Origin of the sequence: Cellulosimicrobium sp. 72-3 (assembly GCF_013127315.1) — a bacterium.
GTDB lineage: Bacteria > Actinomycetota > Actinomycetes > Actinomycetales > Cellulomonadaceae > Cellulosimicrobium > Cellulosimicrobium funkei.
This window is the reverse complement of record NZ_CP053419.1, coordinates 3,326,703-3,340,785: the sequence shown is the minus strand read 5'-3', so window position 1 is coordinate 3,340,785 and position 14,083 is coordinate 3,326,703. Positions and strand designations below refer to the sequence as shown.

General features: G+C 75.5%; 9 protein-coding genes. 4 read left to right on the top strand and 5 right to left on the bottom strand.

Annotation, left to right across the window (positions count from 1 at the left end; translation table 11 throughout):
- Window positions 1–64: 64 nt before the first annotated feature.
- Window positions 65–1,123 carry a hypothetical protein gene (locus tag HKK73_RS14905; RefSeq protein WP_043654257.1) on the bottom strand — a complete coding sequence of 353 codons (1,059 nt, stop codon included), beginning with the start codon at window positions 1,121–1,123 and terminating at the stop codon, window positions 65–67.
- Window positions 1,124–1,894: 771 nt separating this feature from the next.
- On the opposite strand from HKK73_RS14905, the gene HKK73_RS14900 reads away from it, so the two are divergent.
- A complete protein-coding gene (locus tag HKK73_RS14900) occupies window positions 1,895–5,932 on the top strand; it encodes a hypothetical protein (protein ID WP_371810559.1) in 4,038 nt (1,345 codons plus the stop codon).
- A 25-nt stretch (window positions 5,933–5,957) separates the two neighbouring features.
- Window positions 5,958–6,236, top strand: coding sequence for a hypothetical protein (locus tag HKK73_RS14895; RefSeq protein WP_171467141.1), 279 nt, complete (start codon window positions 5,958–5,960; stop codon window positions 6,234–6,236).
- 29 nt (window positions 6,237–6,265) lie between these two features.
- Here HKK73_RS14895 and mscL read toward each other — a convergent pair whose 3' ends face one another.
- The 3 genes from mscL to HKK73_RS14880 all read right to left on the bottom strand — a co-directional run bounded on the left by mscL (window position 6,266) and on the right by HKK73_RS14880 (window position 8,100).
- Complete coding sequence (gene mscL / locus HKK73_RS14890) at window positions 6,266–6,754, bottom strand: large conductance mechanosensitive channel protein MscL (protein WP_171468301.1); 489 nt, start codon at window positions 6,752–6,754, stop codon at window positions 6,266–6,268.
- A gap of 130 nt (window positions 6,755–6,884) precedes the next feature.
- Window positions 6,885–7,610: an SAF domain-containing protein gene (locus HKK73_RS14885; RefSeq protein ID WP_171468300.1), complete on the bottom strand. Its 726-nt coding sequence runs from the start codon at window positions 7,608–7,610 to the stop codon at window positions 6,885–6,887.
- A gap of 184 nt (window positions 7,611–7,794) precedes the next feature.
- The gene (locus HKK73_RS14880; RefSeq protein WP_170982199.1) at window positions 7,795–8,100 is read right to left on the bottom strand and encodes an FmdB family zinc ribbon protein; all 306 of its coding nucleotides are present in this window, start codon (window positions 8,098–8,100) and stop codon (window positions 7,795–7,797) included.
- Between the two features lie 289 nt (window positions 8,101–8,389).
- Between HKK73_RS14880 and HKK73_RS14875 the strand changes: the two genes are divergently transcribed.
- Window positions 8,390–10,933: a penicillin acylase family protein gene (locus tag HKK73_RS14875; protein WP_371810628.1), complete on the top strand. Its 2,544-nt coding sequence runs from the start codon at window positions 8,390–8,392 to the stop codon at window positions 10,931–10,933.
- A 57-nt stretch (window positions 10,934–10,990) separates the two neighbouring features.
- On the opposite strand, the gene HKK73_RS14870 is transcribed toward HKK73_RS14875, so the two are convergent.
- A complete protein-coding gene (locus HKK73_RS14870; protein WP_034654285.1) occupies window positions 10,991–11,623 on the bottom strand; it encodes a 5-formyltetrahydrofolate cyclo-ligase in 633 nt (210 codons plus the stop codon).
- Between the two features lie 180 nt (window positions 11,624–11,803).
- Between HKK73_RS14870 and HKK73_RS14865 the strand changes: the two genes are divergently transcribed.
- Window positions 11,804–14,044 (top strand): NTP transferase domain-containing protein, encoded by a 2,241-nt coding sequence (locus HKK73_RS14865; RefSeq protein WP_171468298.1) that lies wholly within the window; start codon window positions 11,804–11,806, stop codon window positions 14,042–14,044.
- Window positions 14,045–14,083 lie beyond the last annotated feature (39 nt).

Sequence of the window (14,083 nt, the reverse complement as noted above, 5' to 3'; positions counted from 1 at the left end):
CACTCCCGGACGGGACTGCGGGGCTCTCGCGCGTGCGGACGCGGTCGGGTCGCCCCCGGTCCGGCTAGGCCGACGCGGGCGTCGGGGCGGGCGCGCTACCGGGCGTCGACGGCGTCGGCGCGGTCCCGGTGCTCCCGTCGCCCGTGCCGGTCTCCGCCTCGGACTCGGTACCGCCGCCGGTGCCCCCGGCCCCCTCGCCCGGGCCCGTCGAGGGCGTCGGGGCGGGTTCCTCCGGCGTCGTCGGGTCGGGGGTGGGGTCCACGGTCGGCTCCGGGGTGGGCGTGGGCGTGCTGGACGGCTCGTCGGACGGCGTCGTCGACGGCGAGGGGCTCGGGCCCGGCGTCGGCACGGTCGCGGGGCCCTGCGAGGGCGTGCTGGGCGCCGGCGTCGTCGGGTCCTCGGTGCTCGGGGTCCGCTGGTGGCTGATCGTCGTGCCCGACCCCTCGACGCCGCGGACGGCGTCCGCGAGGGGCTTGCCGAGGACGAGCTCGACGACGAGGACCACGCCCATCACGGCGACGAACAGCGCGAGCGCCGTCACGGTGAGCACGCGGCCGCGCCCGTACCGGTCGATGAGCCGCAGCCAGCGGTTCTGCCCACCCTCGGAGTCGTCCGTCCCGGCCGCCCCGGCCGCCTCGCCGTCGGCCCCTGCCGAGCCGACCGCGGTGGCCACCGCCGTCTCGACGCTGTCCGCCCGCGCGTCGGGCTCGACGGCCCCGCGAGGCACCGACGCGACCGCCGTGGTGGTGCGGGTACGGGTGGTGCCCGTGCCTGCGGTGGCCTGCACGACCTTGCCGACGACGGGCACGAGCTGCTCGCGCGTCTTCTGGATCGAGCGCGTGTAGACGTAGTTCGCGACGACGGTCAGCGCGCTGGCGATGCCGGCGCCGATGATCGTCCCGGCGGTCCCGAAGTAGGACAGGAGCACGGTGGTGCTCACCGCGGCGAGGGCGCTGGCGATGACCTGGGTGAGCGAGAGGCGGGCCGGGGCCTCGCGCTCCTTCTCGGGAGCCGGCTCCGCGGTGGTGCGTCCCGCGGGGTGTCCGGCGTCGGGGCCGGGCTCGTCGCGCGGGACGCGCGGGGCGTCGCGGTCGAGGCGGGGGTTCTCGGAGGGCGTGGTCACGTGGTGCTGGTTTCCGGTCGTCGGCGGGCTGGTCCGCCCGCCGCCACCGGCCGTGACGGCCGCGCGCCAGGGACCGGCGTCGGGCCACGGGCGTCCTTCCACGGTAGGACGTCCGTGTGGACCTCGCTCACGGGGGCCGTGCCCGGCCCTCAGAGGAACCGGGAAGATCCTGTGACGCCGCCGGTCAGCGCCCCGGACGCCGCACCCGCCGGACCCCAAGCGCCCCTGGTGCGCCGGACGGCGGGGAGGGTCGTATCCTGCCGGGAGTCGTCATGATCGTGCGGCGGCCGCCGAGCAGGGCGCCGTGTGATGCGCACCACACGGTTCGATGGCGGGCCGGCGGCCTGAGACCCGCGGAATGCCGCGCCTTCTGGTGGACGCCCGTCCAGGTCGTTCTCAGGCGTTTGTGCGGCTCGCCGGGTAGTCGTGCGTCCAGGGCCCCGAGCCGTGTTGACGCCTGGGCTGCGCGCCGTGCAAGATAGTTCTCGACAGCGCGCATCGCCTGCCCCCTGCGCGGTGCGCGCTGTTTCACACTTCTCCGGGAGAACATCTCGGAATTGCTCGGAAACGACGGCCTCGGAACACGAATTCTCGTGATCCGAGGCCGTTCGTCGTTCTCGCGCCGGCCCGCGCCCAGGTGTGGTCGCGGCCCGGCGCCGTGCGGCGCAGCGGGTCGCGTCCTCCCCGGCGCGCCGCGTCGAGCGGCGGGAGGCGGACGGTTAGCGTCGGAGGGTGAATGCCGCAGCCCGCACCAGCTCAGCCGCCCGGAGCGTGGCCGATCCTGCTCGGCTGCCCTCGACCCCTCCCGGCGGGACCGACCAGCCCGACGCCGAGGCCGCCGACGTGATGCCGTCGCGCCCCGTGCTCGTGCCCGAGCCCACGACGTCCGACCTCGTCGAGGAGGCGGTCGCCCGCTGGCGCGCCGGGCTCGTCGAGCTCGCCGGAGGGTCGTCGCTCGCCGACGTCTCCCTCCTCGGCGACGCCGTCGTCGACCTCACCGCCGCGCACCCCTCCGGCGTCGCCCAGCTCTTCGCGGGGCGGCCGACCCGGTTGTCGAACCTCTTCCGGGAGGGCGGCTCCCTGCCCGCCGCCCGCCGGCGGGCGCGCGCCGTCGTCGTGCGGGCCGCCGAGCACGCGCAGCGCTACGGCGTCGCCCCGACGTACCTCGCGATCGGCGTGGCGACCTGGACCCAGAGCCCGACGGCGCCCCTCGCCGAGGACGACGTCGCGGCGCTCGCCCGCGTCGCCGGCCGCGCGCCCACGGTGGTGCCCGCCGACGGGGACGCGAGCGGCCCGACGGACGTCGAGCCCGCGGCGTCGGCACCCGACGCCGCCGACGCGCTGCTCACGCGCCCCGGCGACCCGTCCGACGGCGTGCCGGGCCCCGAGGAGGAGCCCGCACCCCGGACGGTGCGCGCGCCCGTCCTGCTGCGCCCGCTCACCGTCACGCCCCGGGGCGACGGCGAGACGGACTACGAGCTCACGCTCGAGCCCACCGCCGAGATCAACCCGCTCCTCGCGCGCACCCTCCGGGCGCACGGCGCGCTCCTCGACCCCGTGACGCTGGCACGGTCCACGTTCACCGGCGCGGGCTTCGACCCGGGCGACGCGACCCGGCGGATCGCGGCCCTCGGGCAGGCGGTCCTCGACGACTTCGACCTCACCCACCGGGTCCTCGTCGGGACGTTCGTGCACCCGGGCCAGGTGCTGGTCGACGACCTCGACGAGCTCGCACCCGCGCTCGAGCGGCACGAGGTCGTCGCGGCGCTCGCCGGGGACGAGCGGTCCGCCGCTGCGCTGCGGGCCGACCTTCCCGCACCGCGCGTCGGCGACGCCGACCCCGTGCTCGAGCGCGGCGCGGGCGACCTCGACCCGTCCCAGCGGCACGTCGTCGACGTCCTCGCGACCGGCTCGCACCTGTTCGTCGATGCCCCCACCGGGTCCGACGTCGCGGGCACGCTCGCCGCCGTCGTCGCGGAGGCCGCGGCGTCGGGACGCCACGTCCTCTACGTGCCGGGCCACCGCCGCGCCGCCGACGCGCTCCTGGCCCGTCTCGACGCGCTGGGCCTCGACGGGCTCGCGCTCGACGTCGCCCCCGAGCCGACGTGGCGCGAGACCGCCTCGCACCGGCTGCTCGCCGCGATGGCGACCGAGCCGGAGCCGGTCGAGGACGACGACCTCGTGCGCACGCGCGACGCCCTGCTCGGCGCGCGCGCCCGGCTCGCGGGGTACATCGAGGCGCTGCACCTCGTGCGCGACCCGTGGGGCGTGTCGGCGTACGACGCGCTCCAGGCCCTCGCGCGGCTCACCGCCGAGCGCCCGGCGCCGGATACGCGGGTACGGCTCACGACCGAGGTCGTGCTCGCCGTCGGGCCGCAGCGCGAGCGGGTCGCCGCAGAGCTGCGCGAGGCCGCGATGCTCGGCGCCTTCACCGCCCGCGCGACGTCGACCCCCTGGTACGGCGCGGCGCTCACCACGCCGCAGGAGGCGCATGACGCCCTCGTGCGCGTGGAGCGGCTGCGCGCCCACACGCTGCCGCAGCTGCGCGCGCAGGTCGAGCAGGTCGCGGAGCGCACCGGGCTCACGACCGCGACGACGCTCCGCCAGTGGGGCGACCAGCTCACCATGCTCGGCGGGATGCGGGGCACGCTCGACGTGTTCCAGCCGCTCATCTTCGAGCGCACCGCGCAGGACATGGTGGAGGCGACCGCGACGAAGCAGTGGCGCGAGCAGCACGGGATCGAGATGGGCTGGTTCGCGCGTCGCCGGCTGCGCCGTCAGGCGCGCGACATGGTGCGGCCGGGCGTCCGCGTGCCCGACCTGCACGCCGCGCTCGTCGAGGTCCAGGCGCAGCGCGCCGTCTGGCAGGAGCAGTGCCCCCGTGGCGGCTGGCCCGTGCTGCCCGAGGGGCTGTCGGCCATCGAGGACACGCACGAGGCCGTCCGCATCGACGCCGAGGAGCTGGAGCCGGTGCTCGCGGGCACGCCTGCGGGCGGCGGGCTGCTCGACATGCCGCTCGACGCGCTCGCCGCCCGCCTCGACGCGCTCGCGGAGGACGCTGCCGCGCTCGACGCGCTCCCGGCGCGGACCGCGATCCAGCACCGGCTCACCGACCTCGGCCTCGGCGAGCTCCTCACCGACCTCGCGGCACGCCGCGTCGAGCCCGACGAGGTGGGCCCCGAGCTGGAGCTCGCCTGGTGGAGCTCGGTGTTCGAGCAGATCCTCGCGCAGGACCACGCGCTCGCCGGGCAGGACGGCGCGGGCCTCGACGCGCTCGCGCGCCGGTTCCGCGAGCTCGACCGCGCGCACGTCGCGTCCCTCGCGGCGCCCGTCCGGGCGGCGGTCCGCGACCACCTCGGGACCGCGATGCGCGAGCACCGCGACGAGGCGGAGGCCCTCTTCACCGAGCTGCTCGAGGGCCGGCTCGTGAGCCTGCGCGAGACGGCGGAGCAGCACCCCGCCGTGCTGCGCCGGCTGCGCCCCGTGCTCGTCGCCACCCCGACGCTCGTCCCGCACCTCGTGCCGGCGACCCGCACCGTCGACCTCGTGGTGCTCGACGCGATCGAGCACACGCCCGTCGAGCTCGTGCTGTCGGCGCTCGCGCGCGGGCGGCAGGTCGTCGCCGTCGGCGACCCGCGGGCGGCGTCCACGGACACCGTGCGCGAGCTCGCCGAGCTCCTGCCCACGGTCGCGCTGCTCGCCGACGGCTCGCGACGCGACCCCTTCGTCACCACGTTCCTCGCCGAGCACGGCTACGCGGGCGTCCTGCGCCCGTCGCCGCTGCCGCGCGCGGAGGTCCTCGTCCAGCTCGACGTCGTCGACGGCGCCGGGATGCCCGACACGGCCTCCGGCGCGGTCGAGAGCACGCAGGCCGAGGTCGACCGCGTCGTCGAGGTCGCGATCGAGCACGCGCTCACCCGGCCGGACGAGTCCCTCGCGATCGTCACCGTCACGCCCCTGCACGCCGACCGCATCCGCGACGCGCTCCTCGTCGAGGTCCGGCAGAACCCGGCGCTCGCCGGGTTCTTCTCCGGCGCCCGCGCGGAGCCGGTCGTCGTCGCGGACGTCTCCGGCGTCGCCGGGCTCGTGCGCGACACGATCGTGCTGTCCGTCGGCTTCGGGAAGACGCCGCACGGCCGCGTGCTGCACCGGTTCGGCATCCTCAACACCCCGGGCGCCGAGGCCATGCTGCTCGACGCCGTCGGGGCGACGCGGCGGCGTCTCCACGTCGTCTCGTGCTTCACGGCGGGCGACCTCGACCCCGAGCGCCTGCGCGGCGCGGGCGCCCGGCTGCTCGCCGAGGTGCTCGACCTGGCCGAGCAGCGCAGCGGCGCCGCCGACCAGGTCACGCTGGGCAACGGCGTCGACCTCGGCGGCAGCCCCGACCGGCTCGTCCTGGACCTCGCCGAGCGGCTCTGGCGCGCGGGGCTCGTCGTCGAGACCGACTACGGCATCGGCGACGGCGATCGCATCCCGCTCGTCGTCGGCCACCCGGACCTGCCCGGCGAGCTCCTCGTCGCCGTGCTCACCGACGACGCGGCCTACGTCGCCGAGCGCAGCGTCCGCGTGCGCGACCGGCAGGTCGCCGAGCGGCTCGAGCGCATCGGCTGGACGGTCGCGCAGGTCTGGTCCGCCGCCGCGTTCCTCGACCCCGCCAAGGAGGCCGAGCGCATCCGGCGGGTCGTGCAGGCCGTGCGCGACGCGCGGCTCCCGGAGACGGGCGGCGTCGCGCAGACGGGCGGGGGCGACCGGATCGTCGTCGTGCCGGTGATCGACGACGACGAGCAGCACGGCGACGAGGACCTGTAGCCCCGCCGGTGGGACCATGGGACGCGTGAGCACGACCGCCGACCCGAGCCCCGACCCGCGGCACCTGCCCGACGACGCGCGCGACCGTCCCGAGCCCGAGCCCGAGCCCGAGGCCGAGACCGGGCGCCGTCGGCGTCCGCGGCGGGCCGTGCGGCGGGGGACCGAGAGCACGGTGGTGCCCGGCACGAGCGCCGACGAGCGGGCCGAGGGCTGGGGCGACGAGTCAGCCCCCCGCCGCGGCGCGCCGGGCGAGAACGACGACCGCCTGCTGGGCGACGTGCCGCCCCACTACGGGCGCCACTGACGGCTCGCCGGGCGACCGGCTGAGCGGCGTCAGAGGTGCCGCGGGGGCGTCGGCCCGCCGGGCGTCGTCCCGCCGGGCGCCGCGCCGGGGCCGCTGCCGGCCTGGGCGGCGAGGAGGTCGCGGATCTCCTGGAGCACGCGCACGTCCTCAGCAGGTGCCTCGGGCTCGGGCTCCTCGTCCTTCTTGCGGCGCTCCGCGAGCTTGTTCATCGGCAGGACGATGACGAAGTAGAGGGCGACGGCGATGATGAGGAACTGGAGGATCGCGTTGAGGACCCCGCCGACGGAGATGACGGAGGGCGGGATGTCCTTCGCCTCGTTCCCCGCGCGCAGCGTGATGTCCCACAGGCCGGTGAGGTCGGGCTTGCCGAAGATCGCCCCGATGAGGGGGTTGATGAAGTCCTCGACGATCGCCGTGACGACGCCGGAGAACGCGGCCCCGATGACGACGCCGACCGCCAGGTCGATCGCGTTGCCACGGAGCACGAACTCCTTGAACCCTTGGAACACGCCGTTCATGTGCTGCTTCCCTCTCCTGTCGACGGGCACGCGTGGCGGCGGCGCCACCACACGTGCACGCGTGATCCTGCCAACGGGCGCCGCGACCGGCAACGGCTTCGCCCGGCGGGTCGGCGGTCTCACGGAGTCGTCAGGGGACCAGGACGGCCGTGACGGGGGCGTGCCCGGTCCGCGCCGCCAGCCGGACGGCCTCCTCGGGGCGTACCGCGACGAGCGTCACGACGTCGGAGCCTGACCCACCGGTGCCGAGCAGGCCGCCGCCGTCGTCGGGCTCGGGCGCCGGCACGACGACCGCGGCGCGGGCCAGGTACGGGTCGTCCGGGGGAGCGGCCTCCGTCTGCGCGGAGTCCGTGGGCACCGGCGCGAGGGCCGGGTCGCCCGCGGCCAGCAGGTCGACGCGGTCGCCCGGCCCGAGGAGCGTGGCGACGCCCGGGTCGAGCCGGACGGGCGCGACCACGGTCCCGTCGGGCGCCCCGGCGGCGAGCTCTCCTCCGGCGACGAGGCCGTCCTGGAGGAGCGTGCCCTCCGGCAGGGCGACGGTCGCGCGGCGTCCGACGACGTCGTCGGCCTGGGCCGGTGCCCCGGCGGGCAGGAGGGAGGCTGGGACGTGGTCCACCCGCACGTCGGGTGCCGCGAGCGTGGTGCCGGGCGGCACGGCGCGGGCCGTCACGACGGCGGGAGCCGTCGGCGGTGGCGGGGGCCGCAGCGCGCCGACGACGACCGACGCGGCGAGCCCGCAGCACAGCGCCGCGACCACGAACCGGGACCGCCACCACAGGGTGTGCAGCAGCCGCCGCCGGGCGGCGGCGCGGCCGGGTTGGGCTGACGGGCCGGGCGGGCGGGAGGAGCGAGGCATGGCGCGACGGTAGCCGCGCGCGGCGAGCCGGTGGCCGCGGTGCGCGGCGGTCTGTGGACGACGCGGCGCGCGGCCCGCGCACCGTGAGCCGGCCGGCCCGCTGTGGTCGGTCGCGCACCGGTGCGGCGCCGACGCCGGAGCCGGGGCGCGTCAGGGGCGAGCGACCCGGCGGCGCCGCTTCAGGTCAGGACGACGCGGCAGAGCTGCTCGACGCGCCGCCCGAGCTCGTGCCGCCCGACGACGACCCCGACGACGACGAGGACGACGACGCGCTGGACGTCGAGGCGGCGGGCGCCGTCGACGTCTTCCCGCCGGACCGCGAGTCCGTGCGGTAGAAGCCGGAGCCCTTGAACGTCACGCCCACGGAGGAGAACACCTTGCGCAGGCGGCCCGAGCACTCGGGGCACACCGTGAGGGCGTCGTCGCTGAACGACTGGTGGATGTCGAAGGCGTGACCGCAGGCGGTGCAGGTGTAGGCGTAGGTGGGCACGGGTTCTCCTCGTTCACGAGACGGCCGTCGAGGCGGCCACCGGCGGGTCGGGATCGGGACGGTCTCGGCCTGGTCGACGGTGTCAACACCGCCTGGCACTCGAAACTTCCGAGTGCTAATCATACGCGGACCGGCGCCCGGGCAGGGCCGGGGTAGTCTCGCATCCGTGTCTGCGCACGAACCCGCCGAGGCCCCCGCCGGTGACCCCGCCACCGGTGCCGACCCCGCGACCCCGGGCGAGGCCGCGGCCCCGCCGCGGCGCCGTCGCCGGTCCGCGCGCCGGCGCGTCCTGATCGGCGTGGCGGCGCTGCTCGTCGTCGCGCTCGTCGCGGGTGCCGCGTTCGTCGTGGTCACCGTCCGGCGCCCGCTCCCGCAGGCGTCCGGCGAGATCTCCGTGCCCGGCCTCGGCAGCGAGGTGACCGTGCTGCGCGACGCCCAGGGCGTGCCGCAGATCTACGCCGACACCCCCGAGGACCTCTTCCGCGCCCAGGGCTACGTCCAGGCGCAGGACCGCTTCTTCGAGATGGACTACCGCCGGCACGTCACGTCGGGGCGGCTCGCCGAGCTCGTCGGCGACAACCCGGACGCCATCGCCGCCGACACCGTGACGCGCACGTTCGGCTGGCGCCAGGTCGCGGAGGAGGAGTGGGACGTCGTCTCCCCCGAGACGAAGGCGTACCTCCAGGCGTACGCGGAGGGCGTGAACGCCTACCTGGAGGACCGCAGCCCGTCGGAGATCGCGCTCGAGTACACGGTGCTCGGGCTGCAGGTCGACGTCGCCGAGCCCGAGCCCTGGGACCCGGTCGACTCGCTCGCGTGGCTCAAGGCGATGGCCTGGGACCTGCGCGGCAACTACGACGACGAGCTCGACCGCGCGCTGGCCTACGGCACGCTCCAGGACACGGCGCGCGTCGCGGAGCTGTTCCCCGCCTACCCGTCCGAGCTCAACGCGCCGATCCTCGACCCCGGCGAGCTCGAGAACCCGCAGGAGGTCGCCCTCGACCTGGGCCCGCAGGCCCGCGCCGAGTACGGCTCCGACCACCTCCAGGCCGCGCTCGAGGCCGCGGACCGCGCGCTCGGCGCCGTCCCCGTGCTCATCGGGCGCGGCGAGGGCACCGGCTCGAACTCGTGGGTCGTCTCCGGCGAGCACACGGCGTCGGGCAAGCCGATCCTCGCGAACGACCCGCACCTCGCCCTCGGGGCGCCCGGCATCTGGGCGCAGGTGGGGCTGCACTGCAACGAGGTCTCCCCGGCGTGCGGGTTCGACGTCGCGGGCTTCTCGTTCGCCGGCTTCCCCGGCGTCGTCATCGGCCACAACGCCCAGCTCGCCTGGGGCCTGACGAACATGGGCGCCGACGTCACCGACTTCTTCGTCGAGCGCGTGCGCGACGACACGTACCTGCGCGGCGACGAGTGGGTCCCGCTGGAGACCCGCACCGAGACGCTGCGCGTCGCCGGGGGCGACGACATCGAGATCGAGGTCCGCTCGACGCTCCACGGGCCGATCGTCTCCGAGGCGATCCCGGCGACGGACGCGGCCGTCGACACGCCCGCGCTGGACACGCGGCTGGGGGAGTACGCCGTCGCGCTCCAGTGGACCGCGCTCGAGCCGGGCCGCACCGCCGACGCCGTCTTCGCGTTCAACCTCGCGCAGGACGCCGAGGACATGCAGGCGGCCGCCGCGCTCTTCGAGGTGCCGGCCCAGAACATCGTCTTCGCGACCGCGGACGGCCACATCGGCTACCAGGCGCCGGGGAAGATCCCCGTGCGCCAGGCGGTCCCCGACGCCGAGGTGCCCTCCGACGGCACGTGGCCGCGCGACGGCTCCGACGAGCGCTACGACTGGCAGGGCTACGTCCCCAGCGAGCAGATGCCGCGCGTCGTGGACCCGGCCGAGGGCTTCATCGTGGCCGCCAACCAGGCCGTGCTGCCGGACGGCGTCGCGCCGTTCCTCACGACCGACTGGGACTACGGGTACCGCTCGCAGCGCATCCGCCAGCTCCTGGAGGCCGAGATCTCGGCCGGGCGCACCGTGGACGTCGACACGATGAACGAGGTCCAGGTCGACGACCGCAGCCCGTACGCCGAGGTGCTCGTTCAGCCCCTGCTCGAGCAGGAGATCGACGACGACTTCGCGGCCGAGGGCCAGCAGCTCCTCGCGGACTGGGACTACCGGACCGACACCGACTCCGCCGCGGCGGCGTACTTCGCGGCCGTGTGGCGGAACCTGCTCCAGCTCACGTTCTGGGACGACCTGCCCGAGTCGGCGCGCCCGGGTGGTGGCAGCCGCTGGCTCGCCGTCGTGCAGAACCTCCTGGAGAACCCGACCGACCCGTTCTGGGACGACCGCCAGACCGTCAGCGTCGTCGAGACGCGCGACGAGGTGCTCACGCAGGCGCTCGTCTCCGCGCGCCTCGACCTCACCGTCGAGCAGAGCAAGCAGCCGTCGGACTGGGCGTGGGGCAAGATCCACGTGCTCGCCCTCAAGCACCCCGTGCTGGGCGGCGAGTCGATCCCGGGACCGGTGCGGGACTACGTCAACCCCACCCCGGTCGGCATGCCGGGTGGCTCGTCGATCGTCAACGCGACCGCGTGGGACGCCGCGTCCGGGTCGTTCGACGTGACGGCCGGGCCCTCGATGCGCATGGTCGTCGACCTCGGCGACCTCGACCGCTCGACGTGGGTGACCGTCACGGGCACCTCCGGGCACCCGGCGTCGAAGCACTACGCGGACCAGCTGAAGACGTGGTCCCGCGGCGAGACGTACGCGTGGCCGTTCTCCACCGAGGCGGTCGCCGAGGCGAGCAAGGACGAGCTCACCCTCGTGCCGTAGCGGAGCCGCCGGCGCGGCCGCCCCGTGCGCGGGCGCGGTGGCGGACGGCGCGGCCCGCTACGGCAGCCAGCGCCAGCCCAGGGGCGTCGCGACGGCGTCGACCGTGCGGTCGTGCGGCTCGACCGGCAGCGGTCGGTCGCTCGCGTCGTAGACCTCCTCCGGGAACACGACGGCCACGACCTTGGTGCCGGGACGCACGTGCTCGAGCGCGCGGTCGTACCACCCGCCGCCCTGACCGAGCCGGACGCCGCGCGAGTCGACGGCGAGCGCGGGGGCGACGACGACGTCGGCCTCGGCGATCGCCTCCGGGCCCAGGGTCGGGGTGCCGGGTTCGGGAGGTCGCCCGGGTGCGCGGACCTGGAGGTCGGCGGGGCCGTCGTAGACGGCCCAGTCCCGCTGGAGCCCCGCGCCGAGCACGGGCAGCAGCAGGCGGACGCCGCGCGCGGCGAGACGCTCGAGCATCGCCGACGTGCCCGGCTCGCCCGGACGCGCGGCGTAGGTCGCGACGCACGTGGCGGCGGCGACCTCGGGGATGGTCTCGACGACGTCGGCGATGGCGGCGTCCGCTTCCTTGCGGAGCCGCTCGGACCGCGCCTGGCGGTGGGTGCGGATGGCCTTGCGGAGGATCTCCTTCGCGTCCTCGGCTTCGATGCTTCCGTGCAGGGGGTATGGCTGGACCGGGCCACTCATGTCCCTATTGTCACCCGGCGCGCGCCTCCGCGCCGACGCCGCGCGGGTGACCTTCGGCCCCGGACGCCCGGAGCGGGTTCCGTGCACGCGTCCGGGGTGCCTATGATCGGAGGGAGCCAGTAGTTCGGACTCCTGACAAATGGGTCGCCGTCCGACAGAGGTGCCGACAGTGAGGACGCCATGACCGCGACGACCGCGAACCCCACCGCGACCACCCCGCGAGGGGGCGCCCACCCGAGGACGGGCCGCGCCGCCGTCGTGCTCGCCGCGGGCCACGACGACGCGTCGCGCGAGCTCCTGTCGCGGCCCTTGGGCGGCGCGACGGTCGTCGAGCTGGCGGTCGCGAACGTCCGCCGCGTCGTCGACGCGGGCCGCATCGTCGTGGTCGTGTCGCCCGACGACCCGACCGTGCGCGAGCTGCTCGGCGAGGACGTCGTCTACGTGGAGCAGGAGTCGCCGCTCGGCACGGGCGACGCGGTCCTCGCGGCGCGCGAGGCGATCGCGTCGGTGCTCGGGCCGGGCGTCGACGAGCCGGTCCTCGTCGCCTACGCGGACACGCCGCTGCTGCGCTCCGAGTCGCTCCTCGGGCTGCTGACGCGCCACACCCTCACGGGCGCGGACCTGTCGCTGCTCTCCGCCGTCGTCGACGACCCGGACGGCTACGGGCGCGTGGTCCGCGCCGGGGGCGAGATCACGGCGATCCTCGAGTCGTCAGAGGTCGCGGACGCCGCGCCCGAGCCGCGCACCGAGATCAACGTGGGGGCGTACGTCGCGGCGCCCCGCCTGCTGTTCGGCGAGCTGGAGCGCATGGCGGCCGACGGCGAGCACCGGCTGACCGAGCTCGCGCGCCGCGTCATCGGGGCGGGCAAGCGCATCTCGTCGTACCGCATCGTCGACGTGGACGAGGTCCGCGGCATCAACACCCCGGACGAGCTCGCCCAGGCGGCGGACATCGTCCTCAAGCGCCTGTTCGTGCCGAAGAAGAACACGGACACGAAGATCGTGTTCGGCACCGGTGGCTGGCGCGCGGTCATCGGCGAGGGCTACACGCTCGCCAACGTGCGCCGGCTGTGCCAGGCCATCGCGAACGAGACGATCCGCCGCGGGCTGGACGGGAAGGGCGTCGTGATCGGCGGCGACCGCCGCTTCCTCTCGCGCGAGTCGGCCATCGCCGCGGCCGAGGTCTTCGCGGGCAACAACATCGCCGTGACCCTCCTGCCCGACGACGTCCCGACCCCGCTCGTGACCTTCGCCGCGCCCTACCTCGGGGCGGCCTACGGCATCATCGTCACCTCGAGCCACAACCCGCCCGAGTGGAACGGCATGAAGGTGTTCCGCCAGGACGGCTCGCTCCCGCTCGACGACGAGACGGACCGCTACCAGGACGAGGCGAACGCGCTGTCGGTCGACGACGTCATCACGCTCGACATCGACGTGGCCCGCCGCACGGGCGTCGTCGTCGACCGGTCGCTCACGGACCCGTACGTCGACGCGATCGAGCGGATCATCGACGTCGAGGCCGTGCGCGGCTCGGACCTGCAGGTCGTCGTGGACCCGATGTACGGCACGAGCCAGCTCACGCTCGGCACCATCCTGTCCGACATGCGCGTGCGGTCGGAGTTCATCCACGCGGCGCACAACCCGCTGTTCGGCGGCGTCGCGCCGGCACCGGACCTCCAGCGCCTCAGCACGCTCGTGACGATGATCCAGCAGGGCGGCGGCCGCTACGACCTCGGCATGGCGACGGACGGCGACTCGGACCGCATCGGGATCGTCGACGAGACGGGCGAGTACATCTCGACGAACGACCTGCTCCTCCTCCTGTACTGGTACCTGCACGAGGTCCGCGGGGAGAAGGGCGGCGTGGTGCGCAACCTCGCGACGACGCACCTGCTCGACCGGCTCGCGGCGCACTTCGGCGAGGAGTCGCGCGAGGTCAAGGTCGGGTTCAAGCACGTCACCGCGGGCATGGCGGAGATCGGCGCCGTGCTCGGCGGCGAGTCGTCCGGCGGCCTGACGATCCGCGGCTGGATCCTCGGCAAGGACGGCATCTTCGCGTGCGCCCTCGTGGCGGAGATGCTGGCGCGCACGGGCAAGCGGATCTCCGAGCTGCGCGCGATGCTCTACGAGATCACCGGTCGCCTGTACACGCTCGAGGCGGGCGTGCCGGCCACCCCGGAGATGCGCGTCGAGGTGCCGCGCCGGCTCGAGGCGCAGCCCCTCACGCACGTCGGGCCGTACCCGGTCGTCTCGGTCTCCCACCTCGACGGCACCAAGATCCTCCTCGAGAACGACAACTGGGCGCTCCTGCGGTTCTCCGGGACCGAGCCCGTCCTGCGCATGTTCGTCGAGGCGGACACCCCCGAGAAGGCCGCCGAGCTCCTCGAGTGGCTGCAGGGGTTCGTCACCGCGGGCGTCTGACGCCCGCGCCCCCACCCGGCACCCCGCCGCACCCAGCCC

Coding starts and splice junctions, on each gene's coding strand:
- mscL (WP_171468301.1), bottom strand. CDS start 6,754: ATGAACGGCGTGTTCCAAGGGTTCAAGGAGTTCGTGCTCCGTGGCAAC.
- HKK73_RS14885 (WP_171468300.1), bottom strand. CDS start 7,610: ATGCCTCGCTCCTCCCGCCCGCCCGGCCCGTCAGCCCAACCCGGCCGC.
- HKK73_RS14870 (WP_034654285.1), bottom strand. CDS start 11,623: ATGAGTGGCCCGGTCCAGCCATACCCCCTGCACGGAAGCATCGAAGCC.
- HKK73_RS14865 (WP_171468298.1), top strand. CDS start 11,804: ATGACCGCGACGACCGCGAACCCCACCGCGACCACCCCGCGAGGGGGC.